Raw genomic sequence first — 17,240 nt, forward strand, 5'->3', positions numbered from 1 at the left:
CCGGCCCGATCCGCAGGACACTCCCTAGCCGCTGACGACCTTGTCGTAGCGCAGGGCGACGTAGCCCGAGGCGGCGTGACCCGCGATGCGGCCGTCGGTGCCGCCGTTCAGGTAGTCCTGGCCGCGCATCATGTCGTCGTTGGTGTTGGCCTCGTGGATGTACGAGAACTTGCCCGCGCCCTTGTCGATCCACTTCTCGAAGAGCACCACGTGCCCGTCCAGGGTGTTCAGCGCGTCGCCGGGCTGCAGGTCGGACTTGGAGATGGTGGCGGCGACGCCCGGCAGGCTCTGGGTCGTGTAGCTGGTACCGGCGTGCCAGACCATGGACACGAAGCCGGAGCAGTCGGTGCGGTAGGTGTGGTCGCCGTCCGGGTCGGAGGCGTACGCGCCCTGGTTGTACGGGATGTCGCGGCTCAGCCAGTTCGCGGCCCGGCTCATGATCTCGCTGCGCGCGATCTGCCCGCCCTTGGTGGAGGGGGTGGGGGTGGGCGGCGCCGGCGGCTGGTAGGTGCAGTCGTCGGCGAAGGCGGACAGCAGGCTCTGGGTCCAGCCGCTCGCGTCGACCGGGTCGGCGGGGTGGTAGGCGATGTCGTCGCCCTTGCCGTCGGTGGGGTCGGCGTCGTGGTACCAGTACATCCCGCCGTTCGTCCGGCCGTAGTAGAGGCCGCCGCCGGGCGAGACGAGGTTGTCGACCGCCGCCCAGCCGGAGCTCTTGAGCTGCGAACTCTCCCAGTCGCCGACGCCGTTGATCTGGTACGAGAGCAGTCGACCGTCGGCGGTGCTCGCGATGAGGACGTCGTCGCCGGCCGCGGCGAGCGTCTTGAGGACGAAGCCCGTGTCGATGACCGCGTGCTTGGCGATGTGCGCGGGGCCGCTGGGCTTCGCCTGGGAGACGTTGTAGCGGTGGAGCTCGCCGGCGACCGTGCCGTAGAGGTGGCCGGCGCCGTCGTAGGTCAGCTTGTCGAAGGTCCAGCCGCTGTCCCAGATCTTGGTGACCCCGGCCAGGGCCAGGGCGCTGTCGTTGGTCTGGATGTCGACGCGGTACAGCTCGCCGGCCGTCGACGTCACGAGGACGGTGTTGAAGTTGAGGGTGGCCATCGCCTTGGGCGTGAAGCCGAGGTTCGCGCCGATCAGGGTCTTGACGCGGTCACCGGTGTTGGGGGCTATCGCCGTGTAGGTGAGGCGTCCGTCCGGGAGGATTCCGTAGACCGACACGTTGCCGCCGCAGATGGCGGCGGCCTGGGCCGGGGCCGTCGAGCTGAGGGTGACCATGCCGAGGGTGGTGGCGGCGACGGCCAGGGTGGCGGCGAAGCGGCGCTTGCGGGACGACGAGGACATGGGTGTCTCCGGATTCTGGGCAGCCCTGACGTACGCGCGTCGGGCCGGGGAGGTGAGGGGAAAAAGGCGAGCGGGCGTGACTCGGGGCCGCTCAGTACCAGTTGTGGCTCAGGAAGTGGTTCCAGGCGCCGCAGGGCGTGTCGTACTGGCCGTCGATGTAGGACAGGCCCCACTTGATCTGGGTGACCGGGTTGGTGCGCCAGTCGTCGCCGAAGGCGTCCATCTTGGAGCCGGGCAGGGCTTGGGGGATGCCGTAGGCCGTCGAGTTCGGGTTGTCGGCCCAGTAGCGCCAGCCGCTCTCCTTGTCCCAGAGCTGCTCCAGGCAGTTCCACTGGGTGGTGCTGTTCCAGGCGCCGCCGTCGTGCTTGTTCATCAGGTCGCGGCCGGCCGCCTTCACGGCGGGGATGTTCCGGCCGTCGAGCGGGTCCGCGGTGGTGGTGCAGCTGAAGGTCGCCGGCTGGGCGGAAAGGAGCTGCTGCGTCCAACCGCCGGTGTTGACGGGCGTGTCGTTGTGGTACGCGATGTCGGCGCCGGTGCCGTCGGCCGGATCGGCGTCCTTGTACCAGTACATGGCACCCGTGGTCTCGATCCGGCCGTAGTAGAGACCCCCACCGGGCGACACGACCTGGTCGAAGCCGGACCAGCCGGAGGTCTTGAGGTCGTCGCGACCCCAGGAACCGTCACTGTTGATCTTGTAGGAGTACAGGGCGCCCGCCGAGGTGGTGGCGAGCAGGCGGTCGTCCCCGGCGGCCGTGAGGGTCTTCAGGACGAAGCCGGTCCCTATCTCCTTGCGCTGCCCGATGTGCGCCGAGCCGGTCGGCTTGGGCTGGGAGACCAGGTACTGGAGCAGGACCCCGCCCGCCGTGCCGTACAGGTGGCCGTGGCCGTCGTAGGCGAGCTTGTCGTGGGTCCAGCCGCTGTCGAAGATCTTGACGGGCGGGCGTTCCAGGACGAGGGACTCGTTGTTGGTGAGGACGTCGAGACGGTAGAGCGCCCCGGACGTGGAGGTCACCAGGATGGTGTTGAAGTCGAGGGTGGCCATCGCCTTGGGCTCGAACCCCAGGTCCGCTCCGACCCGCACCTTCTTCAACGCGCCGGTGGCCGGGGTGATCGTGCTGAAGGTGAGCCGCCCGTCGGGAAGGACGCCGTAGATCGAGGCGGTCCCACCGCAGGTGGTCGCGGCCTGTGCGGCCGGGGCGGTGGCGACGGACGCGGCCGTGAGCAGTCCGGCGCCGAGGACGGTGGAGAGGGCGGCGACCGCGCTCGTGCGGGCAGCCTGACGGAGGGTGGTGGTCACTGCGTTCTCCTGAGGAACGGTCACGGGAGCGGCCCGGCGGTGCGGTAGCCGTGCGCCCGCAGCGGGGCGCGGGCGCCGTCGAGGATGGCGTGGGCCTGGGCGAGGGCCGCGGCTTCGGAGGCGGCCCGCAGGAAGAGGTAGACGTGGACGCCGTCGGCGGCGGCTCTGGTCCGCAGGTGCTCCAGTCCGTGCGCCGCGGGCGTGTGGGCCCAGATCAGATCGGAGACGAGCGCGAGCACGCCCTCCTGGTCCGGATCGGTACGAGGCCCTGCGAGGGAGGCCCGGATGACGCGCACGCCGGCTAGTCCCAGTTGATGCTGTCCTCGACGGACACGGGGGCCGTGTCCCAGTTGATGCTGTCCTCCGCGGAGGCGCTGACGTGGTGGCTACCTGCGGAGGAGACCACCGGGACGGTGGTGACCGTAGCGGCGCAGAGGGCGGCGAGGACGGCGGCGGCAGCGGCGAGGCGGGCGGTGCGGGACATGGCTTCTCCCAGGGTCACGGGGCGTCGGGCGATGCGTTCGGTGCGGTGTGCTGCGCGCTGATCCGGATCGTCCTTGCGGCTCTGGCCTGAGTCGGGGACTTCCGTCCCCGCCGTCCCGGTGGTCACCATGCTGCTGCCCCCGGACCCCGCGAAGAAGAGGTTCCGGCCGGCACCAACAGGCCTGGCACCTTGGTGACAGACATCGCCTACGATCGCGGTGGCCGCGCTCACCGAACACGGCCCAACTACGGCCGGGGGGCTGGGAGATGCTGCAGACGCTGGGGCTCGGGGCCGACGTGGAAGCCGTGTACCGGGGCATGCTGGCCGACCCGTCGGGAGGGATCGCCGAGCTCAGCGCCCGCCTCGGCATCCCCGAGGCCCAGGTCCGCGCCGGTCTGGACCGGCTCGTCGATCTCGACCTGCTCAGACCGTCCCGGGACTGCCCCGGCGCGCTGCGGGCGGTACGGCCCGAGCTGGGTCTGGAACTCCTGCTGCGCCGCCAGGAGGAGGAACTGGCCCGGCAGCAGCAGGAGCTGGCCCGCAGCAAGGCGGCAGCGGCGCAGGTGGTCTCCGAGTTCGCCGACCTCAGCCCGAACACCGAGGTCGACGGCGCGGAACGGCTGGTGGGGATGGATGCCATCCAGAGCCGGCTGGAGCAGCTCGCCCACGGGCTGACCCGGGAATGCCTGGCGATCCTGCCGGGCGGCGCGCTGTCGGAGGCGAGCCTGGAGTCCTCCCGGCCGCTGGACCGACGGGCACTGGCTCGCGGCATCGAGATGCGCTCGGTGTACCAGGACAGCGCGCGCAACGATCCGACGACGCTGGCCTACGCCCGGTGGCTGACGGAGGAGGGCGGCCAGGTGCGGACCAGCCCGCTCCTGCCGCCGCGCCTGCTGATCTTCGACCGGGCGGTGGCGGTGGTCCCGATCGACCCCGCCCACTCGCGCCTGGGCGCCCTGTGCACGAGCGCGCCGGGCATCGTGGCCTCGCTGGTCAACCTGTTCGAGCAGACGTGGGACTCGGCCGTCCCGCTCGGAGCCGACCGCCCGCGCCCCAGCGACTCCCGGCCCACGGCGACCGAGTTGGAACTGCTCAAGCTGCTGGCGTCGGGGATGACCGACGAGGCGGCGGCCAAGCGGCTCGGGGTGTCGTTGCGCACCGTCCGGCGCCAGATGGCGGCCCTGATGGAACGCCTCCACGCGACGAGCCGCTTCGAGGCCGGCCTGAAGGCGGCGCAGCAGGGCTGGCTCTGAGAGGGACGGCTCGCGCCCCGCCAGGTCAGCGGCCCGGAGCGGACAGGAACTCCTCGACGGCGGCGGCGAACCGGGCCGGGGCATCGTGGTGCACGACATGTCCGGCGGGCAGCTCGACGAGACGCGCCCGGCCGTCGGCACGACGGGTGATCATCTCCCGGGCGTGGGCGGCGGTCAGCTCATCGCTGCGCGTTCCACGGATCAGCAGGGTGGGGCACGCCACCGCCGTCCAGTCCTGCCAGTGGTCGCCGCCCAGGGCCTTCTGGGAGGCCACGGTGTCGTCGACGTCGAACGAGAACCCCCAGTCGCCGTCGGTACGGCGGAAGGAACACTCCAGATAGGCGGCGGCCGAACCCAGTGCGGCCACCAGATCCTGGCGCGACGGCACCGGGCGGGGCAGACCCAAGGTGAACGACCAGTCGCAGTCCACCACCGCACCGATGTCCTCGACGATCAGCGCACTGACCCGATCCGACTGCCGGGCGGCGTACTGGTAGGCGTTCACCCCGCCCAGCGAGTGACCCAGCACCGGCACCGGGCCGATGTCCAGGTGCCGGTGGAAGGCGGCGACGTCCGCGACGTAGTCGTCCCGCTCGTAGCCTTCGGCACGATCGGACTCGCCGTGCCCTCGCTGATCGAGCGCGATCACCCTCCAGCGCGGCGCCAGCGCCTCGGCCAACGGCGCGAATGCCGAGGCCTCGTTGTAGTGCCCGTGAAGGGCCAGGAGCGGCGCACCCGGACCGCCGAAGTCCAGGTACGACAGCGTCCGCCCGCCGACCGCGAAGAAGCCCCGCATCCGGTTCAGAGGCTCCGGACGAACGCGCCGAAGGCCGTTGCCGTGACCGTGAAGACCGGCCCGCCGGGGTTCTTGGAGTCCCGGACCGCCACCCGGCCGTCTCCTCCGGTGGTTCCGCTGTACGAAGCCTTGCGCCAGGCGGCGGTGCCGAGCGGAGAGCACTCGACGCAGTCGCCGCCGGTGTTCCCGCTGTAGCTGGACTTACGCCACACAGCGCCCGCCAGGTTCTGGTTGCTCCGCATAACGCTCCTCCATGACCCGCGTGATCAACGCCGCCGAGTCCTCGACGGAGAGCGCGGCGGCCTGCAAGTGAGCGTAACGAAGGGCGGCTTCCCTGACTGTGTCAGGGTTGGCCGTCGTGTGCCCCGAGATGAGGTCCTCGGTGTAGACAAGGTCCGGGTCGCTGGCGAACCGCATCGCGTTGAACGCCCCGATGAGACCGGCATGTTCGCCAGCCGAGTTGGGCAGCACCTGGATCTGCACCCATCGGTTCTCACGGAAGCTCAGCAGGTGGACGAGCTGCTCGCGCATCGCCTCTCGACCACCGATCTCCCTGTGGAGCACCCCCTCGTCAAGCACCACCCAGACCATCGGCGGCCTCTCCCGCCGCAGGATGCGGTGGCGCTCCATGCGGGCCGCGACCAGCTCTTCGAGCTTGTCCGGCAGCCCGCTGGCCAGCACAGCTCGCGCGTACGCCTCCGTCTGGAGCAGCCCGTGCACCAGTTGGGGCTGATAGGCGGAGATGTACGCCGCCCGGGCTTCCATCTCGGCGTATGCCTGGAACCACGTCGGTAGGACGCTCCGTAGGACCAGCCCCACCAGGCGGGAAAAGTGCCCGTCCGTGCCCAGGGCCGCGTCCACCCGCTCCGAGAAGTCCCGCGTCGGGACCCGTTTGCCGTTCTCGATCATGCCGATCAAGGAGCCCGTGCAGAAGATGATCGCGCCCAGCTGTGCCTGCTTCAGGCCCGCTTCTTCTCTCAATCGGCGCAGCTCGTAGCTGTAGTAGTCCAGCGGTGAGGCGCTGGGATCGATGTCGCGGGCCTGGACCAAGGGATGGTCACCCCCATGCAAACGCGGGTCGGGGCCGGATTCGGCCTGCGGCCGAGCGTAACGACTTCCCTACGCTCCGGGGTCGGAATCGTCAGATCCCGATCTCGACCGCCGGGTAGGCCTCGACGTAGCTGTCGCCGTCGGCGCCGTAGTAGGTGCAGGTCCGCGCGCTCAGGTCGACCTCGTACCGGACGACGCCGGCCTGCCAGCAGCCCCGCACGAACTCGGGGAACGTGGTCTCCCCCGCCTGGTCGGCCCGCAGCGCGGCGATGAGCGCCTCGCGGTCGAACGGCGCGACGTCGATCATGCCGGTGACCAGGGGCTCGCCCTGGACGGCGACCGGGCCGGCGTCGGTGAGGTACAGCATGGCGTTCGACGGCACGGCCATCCGGCAGTGGGTCACGCCGGCCTGGCGCAGGGCCTCGGCGAGGTAGGGGAAGCCGCCGACCTGGGGGCGGACGGTCGCCGCGCGCTCCAGGGCGGCTTGCAGAGTGGTGATCGCGGTGCTCATGGTTTCTCCCTCGTATACTGACAACAGGTTTACGCACTGACATCATGTTGTCAATCGAAGGAGGCGGGGCGGCATGCCCGACGAGATGGCCCTGCTGGTCGCGGACGTGTTCGAGGCGGCGGGACTGCTGCGCAGGTCCGGCGAGGCGATCGCCGCGACCGAAGGGCAGACGCAGGCCCGGTGGCAGCTGCTGAGCGTGGTCTCCGAGGAGTCGCTGACCGTGGCCCAGGCCGCCCGCCGCCTGGGGATCGCCCGCCAGGGGGTGCAGCGCGTCGCCAACGATCTCGTCCGTGAGGACCTGGCCGCCTTCCGCCCCAACCCCGACCACCGTGGCTCGCCGCTCCTGGCTCTCACGCCCCACGGGCACCTCGTGCTGGACAGGATCACGGTGCGCGCCGCCGATGTGCACCGCGAGCTGACCGCCGACATCCCCGCCGAGGAGATCGCCCGCGCACGCGCCCTGCTGCACCGCGTCATCGAGCAGGTGCACCGCCACGAGGCCGACGGGCGAACCCCGCCCGGGTAGGAACACCTCCGCCCCGCCCCCGGGAGAGTGGGGGCGGGGCGGATGCGTCGCTCGGCGCGGGGTGGGGGGAGATCAGCAGGCGCCGAGGTCCTTCCAGACACCCCACTCACCCGTGGTGCCCGGGGTCTCGTTCTGCGTCCACCACTGGGCCTTGTACTTGCGGCCGTTGTGCGCGACCTCGTTGCCGGCCGTGTAGATCGTGCCAGCGACGTACGCCGGGGTCGAGCCGCAGCCCGTGGTCGGCGGAGTGGTCGGAGGCGTCGTGGGCGGCGTGGTCGGCGGGGTGGTGGGCGGAGTGGTCGGAGGCGTGGTCGGCGGGACCGTGGTGCCGCCGAGGGCGTCCGAGATCTGGTTCAGCAGGGTGGTGTTGTTGTCCAGGCCGAGCAGGGAGTACATCATCGCGCCGGCCAGGCCGCGCTGCTTGCCGTAGTCGACCCGGGCCTGGATGGACTTCTGGTTGAGGCCGGTGAAGAACTCGCCGTCCTTGTAGAAGTACGAGGCCTTGGCCTGGTCGTCCCAGAAGCTGGTCGCCGCGTTGTCGACGAGGCCGCCGAGCTCCTTGTAGTTGGCGATACCGGCCTGCTGGCTGGTGGGCCGGGCACCGGAGGCGCCGGTCGCGGACTGGGCGAGGCCGTTGTTCGCCCCGGCGGGGACGCCCTTCCAGCCGCGATAGTAGAACTCGTAGCCCAGCGTCAGCTTGTTGGCGGGGAAGCCGCCGGTGATGCCGTAGGCCGGGTTGCCGTCGATCCAGGAGTCGATGGCGTTGTCGATGCTGTACTTCTGGGTGCCCGGCGCGATCGGGTCGGTCGGGTCGCCCGCCGGGGAGTACAGCGGGGACTGGTGGTAGGTCGGGCCGTCGCTGTCCCAGGCGCCGTGCATGTCGTACGTCATGATGTTCGCGTAGTCGAGGTACGCGCCGATCTTGTCCGTCTCGATGTACTTGATCTTGTCCTGGCCGGCCGGGAGCGCCGAGGTCAGCATGTACTTCTTGCCGCCGTTGGCCTGGCCGTAGGCGTCGAGCTGCTCGCGGAACTCCTTGAGCAGGAGCGTGAAGTTCTGCTTGTCCTCGGGGGCGTAGTGGTTGCCGAGGTGGCCGCCGGACGAGCCCGGGTACTCCCAGTCGATGTCGATGCCGTCGAAGATGCCGGCCGCGACGCCCTGGCCGCCGTAACCGCCCTCGACCGGCAGGTTGCCCTTGATGTACTGGTCGATGCAGGAGGACACGAGCTTCTTGCGGGAGGCGTCGGTCTTCGCCGCGTCGCTGAAGTACTTGGAGTAGGTCCAGCCGCCCAGCGAGATGTTGATCTTCAGGTGGGGGTACTTGGCCTTCAGCTGCTTGAACTGGTTGAAGACGCCGACGATCGGCTGGTCCCACTTGTCGGCGACCCCGCTGACGCTGTCGGCGGCGCTGAAGGACTTCTGGTAGTCGGCGTACGAGTCGCCCGCGCCGTCACCGGCGTTGGGGTTGTTGTCGTCGCCCGCCGCCTTGTTCGCCTCGAAACAGGTGAGGTTGGTGGGGTGGATGTTGCCGAACGAGTAGTTGATGACATCCAACTTGCCCGCTATGCCACGTGTGTCGAGGTGCTTGGGGTAGAAGGCGTTGCCGTACACGCTCCACTGGTCGTAGTAGGCGATACGGACGCCGCCCGCCGCGGCGCCGGTCGAGGCGTCGGCGGCCTGGGCGGTGCCGAGTCCCGCGAAGGAGGCCAGCGCTCCGGCGGCCAACGCGGCCGTGGCGGCGGCAGCGAGGAGTGGTTTACGGATGTGCATGAGCTGTCTCCGTGGGGGTGGGAGGGGAGTTCAAGCGGTTCGGGTGAGAGAAGTGATAGCGATCACGCCACCCCCACGTCAATGGTTCGGACCAAAGAAGGACTAGACCACTCACGCGCCATTTCCCCAAGTCAGAGACCTGAGCGCACATCAGAAACCGCTCGCCACCCCGGGTGACGAGCGGTTTAAGGCTGCCTTCAGGCAGCTCCGCGCAAGGTTTCGGCAACGAACCAGCAAAACGCCGTTCGTGCGCCGTCAATCCGCGGCGGGCGCCTCCACGGGCATGCCGTATGCATCCGCGATGAGCTCGTACGAGCGCAACCGGGCAGCCCCGCTGTGGGCGTTGCCGGTCAACATCAGCTCGTCCGCGCCGGTCCGCTTCGCCAGGTCGTCCAGCCCGGTGCGCACCTCGTCCGGGGTGCCGTGGACGACGTTGGCGAGCCAGCTGTCGACGAACTCCCGCTCCGGCGAGGAGTACGGGTACGCGGCCGCCTCCTCGGGCGTCGGGATCAGGCCGGGCCGTCCGGTGCGCAGGCGCAGCATCGACAGGGCGCCCGTGAGCACCTGGGCGCCGGCCGCCTCGGCGGTGTCGGCGGCGAGCGCCGAGACGCCGATGACGGCGTAGGGGGCGTCGAGGACGACCGAGGGGCGGAAGCTCTGGCGGTAGAGGTCGAGCGCGGGCAGGGTGCCGGCGGCCGAGAAGTGGTGGGCGTAGGCGAAGGGGAGGCCGAGCTCGCCGGCGAGGCGGGCGCTGAAGCCGGAGGAGCCGAGCAGCCAGATCGGCGGCCGGCCGGCGGGGCCCTGGACGGGGCCCGGTACGGCGTGCACGCGGGCGTACGGATGCCCGTCGGGGAAGTCGTCGTCGAGGAAGCGGGTGAGCTCGGCGAGGCTCCGGGGGAACTCGTCGGCGGCCTCGTCCAGGCGCCCGGGTCCGCGCAGGGCGGCGGCGGTGCGGCCGTCGGTGCCGGGGGCGCGGCCGAGTCCGAGGTCGATCCGGCCCGGGGCGAGCGCCTCCAGGGTGCCGAACTGCTCGGCGACGGCGAGCGGGGCGTGGTTGGGCAGCATGACCCCGCCGGAACCGAGCCGGATGCGGGAGGTGTGCGCGGCGAGGTGGGCCAGGATCACGGCGGGCGAGGAGCTGGCGACGCCGGGCATGGAGTGGTGCTCGGCGACCCAGTGGCGGTGGTAGCCGCGGGACTCGGCGAGGCGGGCGATCTCGACGCTGGTGCGGAGGGAGGCGTGGGCGGTGCTGCCCGAGCCGACCGTGACGAGGTCCAGGACGGAGAGCGGTACGGTCGCCCGGCCTTGTGCGGTGGCGCGGATCCCGTTGCCCGCGTTCCGGTTCGCCTCGCCGCTCCCGCTCGCGTCGCCCCGTACGTCGTCCCCTGCGTCACTCATCGTCGCTCCCGTTTCGCTCTCCGGTCCGTACGACATCAGTGCGACACCGTACGAAGAACTCGAACCGTGGACGGCCGCAGGGCATTCCCGGCGCTGAGCGATGTCGCGCATGACCTTGGCATATGCCAGTGGAGTAGATCCAGGCAGATAGATCCGATTGAGCCATCAATCTCCTCAACAGGCGCTCCACATGGGCCTCTTGATGGCTATCGTGGTAGGGCAAGCGGTAACAACCTGCTAGGGGGAAACCGTGGCGCTGAAGCCCGAGCCGACCGCGCCGTTCCACTCGGTGCAGTACGCACTACGCGTACTCGAAACGATCGCACGTCACACCGGTGGTGTGACGGACGTGCAGATCGCGCGTGAGACCGGCCTGCCCGCAGCCCATCTCGCTCCGATGCTGCTCATGCTGCGCCGGGAGGGATACGTCCTGCAGGTGTCCGACGGTGCTTACGCCATAGGGGATTCCCTCGTCCTGCTCGGCTCCGGGATCGACCGGCAGCAGGCGCTCACCGACAAGCTCCAGGAGACCCTGGACCGGCTGCGCGACTCGGTCGGCGCGGCCGTCTACATCAGCCGGTACGTGGACGGCGAGGTCAGGATCACGCAGTTCGCGGACAGTCCCCGCACCCCGAAGGTGCACGAGTGGGTCGACTTCCGCTCCGCCGCACACGCCAGCGCGGTCGGCAAGTGCCTGCTGACGCAGTTGGACCTGAACGGACGACGCGACCACCTGTCCCGACACAAGATCGCCCGGCTCACGTCGAAGACGATCGTGAACGAGCGGATCCTGTTCTCCAAGCTGGACGCCCAGCCCGCCACCGTGCCGATGCTGGACCTGCAGGAATACGCCGTGGGTACGGTCTGCGCGGCGGTGCCGATCACGGCTGGGGCCTCGGTGGGCTGCCTGGCCCTGTCGATGCCGGTCGAGCACGCGCACCGACTGCGGGCCGCCGCGGACACCCTGAACCGGAAGGCCGCACCGCTGCTGCTGTCGCTCACGCTCTAGGGCGAGCGGCGGGGCCTGCGGCCGGGCCCGGAGGGGCCCGGACAAGCCGGAAAACACTTCGGGCGGTTCCCGGTGATACCGGAAACCGCCCGAAGTACAGGTGCGCCGCCAGGGACTCGAACCCCGGACCCGCTGATTAAGAGTCAGCTGCTCTAACCAACTGAGCTAGCGGCGCCTGACAGAGAAAATACTACCTGGTCCTCAGGGGTGCTCAAAACCATTAGCCGCGGAGGTACGCGAGGACCGCCAGGACCCGGCGGTGGGTGTCCTCGGCGGGCGGCAGGTCGAGCTTTCCCAGGATGTTCCCGATGTGTTTGCCGACGGCCGCCTCGGACACCACCAGCTCCCGGGCTATCGCCCCGTTCGACTTCCCCTCCGCCACCAGGCCCAGCACCTCCCGCTCCCGCGGGGTCAGCGCGGCCAGCGGATCGCGCCGCCGCCGCAGCAGCTGGCGTACGACCTCCGGGTCGACCACCGTGCCGCCGCCGGCCACCGTGACCACCGCGTCGAGGAACTGCTCCACCTGCCCGACCCGGTCCTTCAGCAGGTAGCCGACGCCCCTGCCGTCCCCGGAGTCCAGCAGGTCGGCGGCGTACGAGCGCTGCACGTACTGGCTGAGCACCAGCACCGGCAGGGCCGGGCGGGCGGCCCGCAGCTCCACGGCGGCGCGCAGCCCGTCGTCGGCCAGGCCCGGGGGCATCCGTACGTCGGTCACCACGATGTCCGGGTCGTGGGCGGCCACGGCGGTGCGGAGCTCGTCCGCGTCCCCGACGGCGGCCACCACCCGGTGGCCGAAACGCGTCAGCAGGCCTACGAGCCCCTCGCGCAGCAGGACCCCGTCCTCGGCGAGGACGATCCTCAGGGACACGTCGCGGGAGGGCTGGTCACCGGGCACGGGATCTCCAGGCTCAGAACGGTCGGGCCGCCGGGCGGGCTGGTGATCGTCAGTGTGCCATCGAGGACCGCGATCCGGTCGGCCAGTCCGGTCAGCCCGGAGCCGGCGGCCGGATCGGCGCCGCCGCGGCCGTCGTCGGTGACGTCGATGAGCAGGGCGTCGCCGGTGTGCCGGGCGGTGAGGGCGGCGCGGGCCGCGCCGCTGTGCCGGCCGACGTTGGCGAGCGCCTCGCAGACCCCGAAGTAGGCGGCGGCCTCCACGGACTCCGGCAGGCGCGGCAGGTCGGCGCTCAGATCGGCGTCCACGGGGACGGCGGAACGCTCGGCGACGTCGGCGAGGGCGCCGGTGAGGCCGTAGTCGGAGAGGACCTGCGGGTGGATGCCGTGGATCAGCTCGCGCAGTTCCGCGAGGACCTTGCCGGCCTCGTCGTGGGCGGTCGCGAGCCGGTCGGCGAGCGGTCCCGGGGGCGCGTCGAGGCGGGCGAGGCCGAGGGTCATGGTGAGGGCGACGAGCCGCTGCTGGGCGCCGTCGTGGAGGTCCCGCTCGATCCGGCGGCGCTCGGCCTCGAAGGCGTCGACCAGCCGGGCCCGGGAGCGGGTGACCTCGGCGAGCCGACCCTGGAGTTCGCGCTCGCGGGGAGCGAGCAGGGCGCGGGTGAGGGCGGCGCGGGCCCCGGCGAACGCGCCGAGCGGATGGAGGAGGGCGGGGAGCAGCACGGCCCCGGCGGCGGCGAAGGCGAAGGCGGCCGGGTAGGAGGTGACCAGCCAGAGCTTGATCACCTTGACCTCGCCGTCGGGCGCCAGGGCGAGCTGGAGCGGGGTGGTGAGCAGCAGCAGCGGCAGGCCGAGGAGGGCCGCCACGGCGGCCAGGTCGATCCACCAGAGCAGGAGGCCGTGCAGGACGGCGTAGCCGAGCTCGCGCCAGGTGGCCTGCTCGCGGTAGCGCAGCCGGGCCCAGGCGAGGAGGCCGGGCTCGGCGGGCGTGCGGTGGGGGGTGCGGGCGGGTGTGCGGTCGATCAGGCGCAGCCGGCGGCGCTCGACGGCGCCGGTCGGTACGCCGACCAGGCAGAGCAGGGCGAGCAGCGGCAGGCCGACGAGGACGAGGCCGAGCGCGGCGCCCGCCCCGGCGAGGAGGACGACGGCCAGCAGGACGGGGATCCCGGTGAGGGCGCTCCCGGCGAGGTACCCGGCGGATCGCCAGGGCCAGGCGGACCGCAGGTACCGGCCGCGGGCCAGGGCCTGCCAGGGGGTGCGGGGCTGATCGTCCATACGGGCAAGCTATCCGGGGGCCCGGCGGAGCGGGATACCTCCTGCGGGCGTCCCGGGGGTAGCCCTGGCCCTACCCCCGGCTCCCGGCTCGGCGGCGGGGACGTGGGGCCGACCCGACCGGACCGGGCACAGGAAGTCGGGTCCGGCACAGTGGGACCTCCCTAGCGTGGAGATCGACAAGGGAAGGACGGCCACACGTGCTGGAGCGGCTGAACCAGGCCATGGACCACATCGAGGAGCACCTCGACGAGCCCGTCGACGCGGCCGAGCTGGCGCGGATCGCCATGACGTCGGAGTACCACTTCCGCCGGATGTTCTCGGCGCTGGCGGGCATCCCGCTCTCGGAGTACGTCCGCCGCAGGCGGCTGACGCTCGCGGGGGCCGAGGTGCTCGACGGGCGGCGGACGCTGCTCGACGTCGCGGTGCGGTACGGGTACGGCTCGGGCGAGGCGTTCGCGCGGGCCTTTCGCGCCGTGCACGGGGTCGGCCCCGGCGAGGCGCGGCGGACGGGCGCGGCACTGCGCTCCCAGCCACGGATGTCCTTCCGGTTGATCGTCGAAGGGAGAAGCAGCATGCGGTACCGGGTGGTGGAGAAGGACGGGTTCCGGCTCGTGGGCAGGGGGACGCGGATCCCGCTGGTCTACGAGGGGATGAACCCGGCCATCGTGGAGTTCGTCAAAGGCATCGGCAAGGAGACACTGGGGCGGTGGGAGGCGGCCGGGTCCGGGGAGCCGGGCGGTGTGCTGGCCGTGGTCGGCAACCACGCCGCGCAGGACGCGGAGGGCACCGAACTGGACTACTTCCACGGGGTGCTGAGCGACGAGGACGTGCCGGGGGCTTCGGAGAGCCTGGACGTGGAGCCGGGTACGTGGGCGGTGTTCGAGTCCTCGGGTGAGTTCCCGCTGGCGGTCCAGCACCTCTGGCGGGACGTGTACACGCAGTGGTTCCCGTCCAACCCGTACCGGAGCCGCCCGGGTCCGTCGCTCTCGCGGACGCGGGTGTCGCCGGACGGCACGCACGCGGACGCGGAGCTGTGGATCCCGGTGGTGCGGGCCGACGACTAGGGCGTCGGCCTGCCCCGACGGGGTCAGGGCCCGGTCACGGACCCGGTGTCCGTGGCCGGCGCAGCAGGTCGGAGCGGCCCTGGGCCTCGTAGGTCGCCAGGAGGGCGGTGAGGGCGGCTTCGTCCAGGCGGCGGTAGCCGTCGGCTCCGGCCGGGGAGCGGTGCCAGACGGGGTCCGCGCAGTGGAAGCCCTCCTGGCGGAGGGAAACCCGGTGGATCTTGTTCGTCGCCGTGGTCGGCATGGCGGCGACGAGGCGGACGTAGCGCGGGGCCATCTTCGTGCCGAGGTCGGGCTGGCGGGAGAGGAAGGCCGCGAAGGCGTCCGGGTCGAAGGTCGCGCCGTCCCGCAGGGCGAGGGCCGCCATGACCTGGTCCCCCGCGACCTCGTCCGGGACGGCGTAGACGGCGACCGCCGCCGCGTCCGTCCAGCGGGCCAGGATGTTCTCGATCACCGCGGCGGCGAGGTTCTCGCTGTCGACGCGGAGCCGGTCGTCGGTGCGGCCCGCGAAGTAGAGGAAGCCGGCCGCGTCGCGGAAGAAGAGGTCGCCGGTCCAGTACCAGCCGTCGCGGGTGCGGTCGGCCTCCGCGTCGGGGTTGCGCCAGTAGCCCTCGAAGAGGCTGCGGCCGCGGTTGACCAGTTCGCCGATCGCCGCCGAGCCGTTGAGCAGGCGGCCGTCCGGGTCGAGGACCGCGGGCGGGCATTCCGCGCCCGTCGCCGGGTCGATCACCGCGAGCTCGTCGCCCGCACCGGCGCGGCCCAGGGCGCCCGGCGGGGTGTCCGGGGTGCGCTGGACGGAGGCGCCGCCCTCGGTGGCGCCGTAGCCCTCCACCAGCCGGACCCCGAACCGCTCGGCGAAGCGGGCCGCGTCCACCGCCCCGGCCTCGGTGCCGAAGCCGAGCCGCAGGGTGTGGGCGCGGTCGTCGGGGCGGGGTTCGGTGGCCAGCAGGTACTGGATCGCCCGCCCGACGTAGGTGAAGTACGTGGCCCCGTACGCCCGTACGTCGTCCAGGAACGCGGAGGCCGAGAAGCGGCGGCGCAGCGCCACCGGGGCCCCGCCGACCAGGGCCGGCAGCCAGTCGGCGATGACGGCGTTGCCGTGGAAGAGCGGCATGCAGATGTAGTGGACGTCGTCCGGCGTGACGGTGAACTGGCGGGCCAGCGCGGCTCCGGCGGCCGCGAGCCGGCCCTGGGTGCAGATGGCGGCCTTGGGGGCGCCGGTGGAGCCGGAGGTGAAGTAGAGCAGGAGGCGGGAGTCGGGTGCGGGCGGCCGTAGGGCGGCTTCGCCGGGCTTGGCGGCGGCGTAGGGGGCGAGCAGGGCCTCGTACTCCTCGGTGCCGGTGACCAGGACGCGGACGCCGGGCAGGTCGAGGCCGCGCAGCAGCGGCAGGTGGGCGCGCTCGGTGATCAGGATCCGGCAGTCGGTGTGCAGGATGTCGCGGGCCAGCTCGGGGCCGCGCCGGGTGGGGTTGATCCCGGCGACGGCGGCCCCGGCGAGGGCCGCCGCGCCGAGCCAGAACGGGAACTCGGGGGTGTTGTCGAGCAGGATCCCGAGGTGCGGCTCGGCCCCCGGGGGCATGAGGTCGACGAGGAGCGCGGCGCGTGCGGCGGCCTCCTGGGCGGTCCGGTGGTGGCTGAGGACGTGCCGTTCGGCGTCGTCCTCGTACATCAGCCCGGGCCGGTGGTCGCCCCATCGGCGCGCTACGAGCTCCGCGACGGTGTCAGGTGCAGTCGTCGTCCGCATGCCGCCGGAGGGTAGTTGACGTGACGTCAGAACTGAACGGTGGAACGATCAGAACTGGACGTCGGAGCAGGCGTAGAAGGCCATCGGGGTGTCGTTGACGGTCCAGACGGCCAGGATCAGGTGCCGACCGGTCTTGCCGCTCGGCATGGCGCCCTGGTGGACGGTGGTCATGGACGGGCGGGCGCCGTTGTAGGCGACGGTGAGGAAGGGCTGGGGTTCGAGGTCGGCGCGGGTGAGGGCCTTGGTGCCGGTCCAGCCGTCCTTGGTGACGTAGTACTTGAAGTCGGTGGTGGAGTGGTTGGCGGTGAACTGCCACCGGAAGGAGTAGCTCTGCCCACCGGTCACCTTGGTGGTGGGCCAGGCGCCGCCGCGCGGGTTGTCGAGCTCGGCGAACTGCGGGAGCCCGCCGGAACATATCTTGCCGTCGGCGGGGCCGGCGGCCGGGAAGCCCTTGAAGCCCTCGACGCTCTGCGGCTCCCACTGGATCGCGCCGCAGTCGGAGACGGTCCTGTTGGCGCAGAGCTTCTGCCGGCTGATCGGGGTGTCGGTGTAGCCGTGGCTGCTGGCGGCGGGGGCGGTGACGAGGGTGATGCCGGCGACGAGGCCGAGGCCGAGCGCGGCGACGCCGGCCCGCCGGGGGATTCTGGGCATGCGGATGGGACGCATGATGCTCCTTGAACGTGGGGGGAGTTCGGTGAGAGCGCGCGCGTGTGGGGATCAGGTCTAGACCAAGTCCCAGATTATTGACGAGAGTTGGCCATGTCCATACCAATGGGAGAACGGGTGGTCCGTCACCTTCCGGCCACCCGTTCTCCCGCGCGTTCCCGGCCTCGCCGGCCC

18 protein-coding genes and 1 tRNA gene are annotated in these 17,240 nt (G+C 71.5%); 4 read left to right on the forward strand and 15 right to left on the reverse strand.

The annotated features are described in order from the left end of the window. Positions 1-24: 24 nt before the first annotated feature. The 4 genes from BCL76_RS29370 to BCL76_RS38625 form a co-directional block, all read right to left on the reverse strand. Complete coding sequence (locus BCL76_RS29370) at positions 25-1,338, reverse strand: tachylectin-related carbohydrate-binding protein (RefSeq protein WP_109782397.1); 1,314 nt, start codon at positions 1,336-1,338, stop codon at positions 25-27. Positions 1,339-1,429: 91 nt separating this feature from the next. Then, positions 1,430-2,635: a peptidase S1 and S6 gene (locus tag BCL76_RS29375; protein ID WP_109782398.1), complete on the reverse strand. Its 1,206-nt coding sequence runs from the start codon at positions 2,633-2,635 to the stop codon at positions 1,430-1,432. A 20-nt stretch (positions 2,636-2,655) separates the two neighbouring features. After that, complete coding sequence (locus BCL76_RS29380; protein WP_109782399.1) at positions 2,656-2,931, reverse strand: hypothetical protein; 276 nt, start codon at positions 2,929-2,931, stop codon at positions 2,656-2,658. Between the two features lie 5 nt (positions 2,932-2,936). Further along, complete coding sequence (locus BCL76_RS38625) at positions 2,937-3,119, reverse strand: hypothetical protein (RefSeq protein ID WP_146228441.1); 183 nt, start codon at positions 3,117-3,119, stop codon at positions 2,937-2,939. A gap of 266 nt (positions 3,120-3,385) precedes the next feature. Between BCL76_RS38625 and BCL76_RS29390 the strand changes: the two genes are divergently transcribed. Next, positions 3,386-4,372 (forward strand): helix-turn-helix domain-containing protein, encoded by a 987-nt coding sequence (locus BCL76_RS29390; protein WP_109782401.1) that lies wholly within the window; start codon positions 3,386-3,388, stop codon positions 4,370-4,372. A 25-nt stretch (positions 4,373-4,397) separates the two neighbouring features. Here BCL76_RS29390 and BCL76_RS29395 read toward each other — a convergent pair whose 3' ends face one another. From BCL76_RS29395 to BCL76_RS29410, 4 genes are all read right to left on the reverse strand, one after another. Continuing rightward, positions 4,398-5,168: an alpha/beta fold hydrolase gene (locus BCL76_RS29395; RefSeq protein ID WP_109782402.1), complete on the reverse strand. Its 771-nt coding sequence runs from the start codon at positions 5,166-5,168 to the stop codon at positions 4,398-4,400. A 5-nt stretch (positions 5,169-5,173) separates the two neighbouring features. Beyond that, positions 5,174-5,410, reverse strand: a complete 237-nt coding sequence (locus BCL76_RS29400; protein WP_109782403.1) for a DUF397 domain-containing protein — start codon at positions 5,408-5,410, stop codon at positions 5,174-5,176. Beyond that, positions 5,370-6,218, reverse strand: coding sequence for a helix-turn-helix domain-containing protein (locus BCL76_RS29405; protein WP_109782404.1), 849 nt, complete (start codon positions 6,216-6,218; stop codon positions 5,370-5,372). Before BCL76_RS29405 ends, BCL76_RS29400 begins: the two co-directional genes overlap by 41 nt. 91 nt (positions 6,219-6,309) lie before the next feature. Further along, positions 6,310-6,729 carry a DUF1398 domain-containing protein gene (locus BCL76_RS29410; protein ID WP_109782405.1) on the reverse strand — a complete coding sequence of 140 codons (420 nt, stop codon included), beginning with the start codon at positions 6,727-6,729 and terminating at the stop codon, positions 6,310-6,312. A gap of 73 nt (positions 6,730-6,802) precedes the next feature. Here BCL76_RS29410 and BCL76_RS29415 point away from each other — a divergent pair, with 73 nt between their 5' ends. Next, the gene (locus BCL76_RS29415; protein WP_109782406.1) at positions 6,803-7,255 is read left to right on the forward strand and encodes a MarR family winged helix-turn-helix transcriptional regulator; all 453 of its coding nucleotides are present in this window, start codon (positions 6,803-6,805) and stop codon (positions 7,253-7,255) included. 72 nt (positions 7,256-7,327) lie between these two features. Here the strand turns inward: BCL76_RS29415 and BCL76_RS29420 are convergent, their stop codons facing one another. Both BCL76_RS29420 and BCL76_RS29425 read right to left on the reverse strand, forming a co-directional pair. Then, positions 7,328-9,025, reverse strand: a complete 1,698-nt coding sequence (locus BCL76_RS29420; protein ID WP_109782407.1) for a glycosyl hydrolase family 18 protein — start codon at positions 9,023-9,025, stop codon at positions 7,328-7,330. A gap of 255 nt (positions 9,026-9,280) precedes the next feature. Then, on the reverse strand, positions 9,281-10,423 hold the full coding sequence (locus BCL76_RS29425; RefSeq protein ID WP_109782408.1) for an LLM class flavin-dependent oxidoreductase: 1,143 nt from the start codon (positions 10,421-10,423) through the stop codon (positions 9,281-9,283). 250 nt (positions 10,424-10,673) lie between these two features. Here BCL76_RS29425 and BCL76_RS29430 point away from each other — a divergent pair, with 250 nt between their 5' ends. Further along, positions 10,674-11,432 (forward strand): IclR family transcriptional regulator, encoded by a 759-nt coding sequence (locus BCL76_RS29430; RefSeq protein ID WP_030012142.1) that lies wholly within the window; start codon positions 10,674-10,676, stop codon positions 11,430-11,432. A 101-nt stretch (positions 11,433-11,533) separates the two neighbouring features. On the opposite strand, the gene BCL76_RS29435 is transcribed toward BCL76_RS29430, so the two are convergent. The 3 genes from BCL76_RS29435 to BCL76_RS29445 form a co-directional block, all read right to left on the reverse strand. Beyond that, a tRNA-Lys gene (locus BCL76_RS29435) sits at positions 11,534-11,607 on the reverse strand. A gap of 45 nt (positions 11,608-11,652) precedes the next feature. Continuing rightward, complete coding sequence (locus tag BCL76_RS29440) at positions 11,653-12,327, reverse strand: response regulator (RefSeq protein WP_109782409.1); 675 nt, start codon at positions 12,325-12,327, stop codon at positions 11,653-11,655. After that, positions 12,291-13,595 carry a sensor histidine kinase gene (locus BCL76_RS29445; RefSeq protein ID WP_181382783.1) on the reverse strand — a complete coding sequence of 435 codons (1,305 nt, stop codon included), beginning with the start codon at positions 13,593-13,595 and terminating at the stop codon, positions 12,291-12,293. Before BCL76_RS29445 ends, BCL76_RS29440 begins: the two co-directional genes overlap by 37 nt. 197 nt (positions 13,596-13,792) lie before the next feature. Between BCL76_RS29445 and BCL76_RS29450 the strand changes: the two genes are divergently transcribed. After that, on the forward strand, positions 13,793-14,659 hold the full coding sequence (locus BCL76_RS29450; RefSeq protein WP_109782410.1) for an AraC family transcriptional regulator: 867 nt from the start codon (positions 13,793-13,795) through the stop codon (positions 14,657-14,659). Positions 14,660-14,693: 34 nt separating this feature from the next. Here the strand turns inward: BCL76_RS29450 and BCL76_RS29455 are convergent, their stop codons facing one another. Together BCL76_RS29455 and BCL76_RS29460 are read right to left on the reverse strand one after the other, a co-directional pair. Next, positions 14,694-16,400, reverse strand: coding sequence for an AMP-binding protein (locus tag BCL76_RS29455; protein ID WP_109782411.1), 1,707 nt, complete (start codon positions 16,398-16,400; stop codon positions 14,694-14,696). 48 nt (positions 16,401-16,448) lie between these two features. Further along, the gene (locus tag BCL76_RS29460; protein WP_109782518.1) at positions 16,449-17,042 is read right to left on the reverse strand and encodes a lytic polysaccharide monooxygenase auxiliary activity family 9 protein; all 594 of its coding nucleotides are present in this window, start codon (positions 17,040-17,042) and stop codon (positions 16,449-16,451) included. Positions 17,043-17,240 lie beyond the last annotated feature (198 nt).

Source organism: Streptomyces sp. CG 926 (genome assembly GCF_003148825.1).
Classification (GTDB): Bacteria; Actinomycetota; Actinomycetes; order Streptomycetales; family Streptomycetaceae; genus Streptomyces.

Coding starts and splice junctions, on each gene's coding strand:
- BCL76_RS29370 (WP_109782397.1), bottom strand. CDS start 1,338: ATGTCCTCGTCGTCCCGCAAGCGCCGCTTCGCCGCCACCCTGGCCGTC.
- BCL76_RS38625 (WP_146228441.1), bottom strand. CDS start 3,119: ATGTCCCGCACCGCCCGCCTCGCCGCTGCCGCCGCCGTCCTCGCCGCC.
- BCL76_RS29390 (WP_109782401.1), top strand. CDS start 3,386: ATGCTGCAGACGCTGGGGCTCGGGGCCGACGTGGAAGCCGTGTACCGG.
- BCL76_RS29395 (WP_109782402.1), bottom strand. CDS start 5,168: ATGCGGGGCTTCTTCGCGGTCGGCGGGCGGACGCTGTCGTACCTGGAC.
- BCL76_RS29400 (WP_109782403.1), bottom strand. CDS start 5,410: ATGCGGAGCAACCAGAACCTGGCGGGCGCTGTGTGGCGTAAGTCCAGC.
- BCL76_RS29410 (WP_109782405.1), bottom strand. CDS start 6,729: ATGAGCACCGCGATCACCACTCTGCAAGCCGCCCTGGAGCGCGCGGCG.
- BCL76_RS29415 (WP_109782406.1), top strand. CDS start 6,803: ATGCCCGACGAGATGGCCCTGCTGGTCGCGGACGTGTTCGAGGCGGCG.
- BCL76_RS29420 (WP_109782407.1), bottom strand. CDS start 9,025: ATGCACATCCGTAAACCACTCCTCGCTGCCGCCGCCACGGCCGCGTTG.
- BCL76_RS29425 (WP_109782408.1), bottom strand. CDS start 10,423: ATGAGTGACGCAGGGGACGACGTACGGGGCGACGCGAGCGGGAGCGGC.
- BCL76_RS29445 (WP_181382783.1), bottom strand. CDS start 13,595: ATGGACGATCAGCCCCGCACCCCCTGGCAGGCCCTGGCCCGCGGCCGG.
- BCL76_RS29455 (WP_109782411.1), bottom strand. CDS start 16,400: ATGCGGACGACGACTGCACCTGACACCGTCGCGGAGCTCGTAGCGCGC.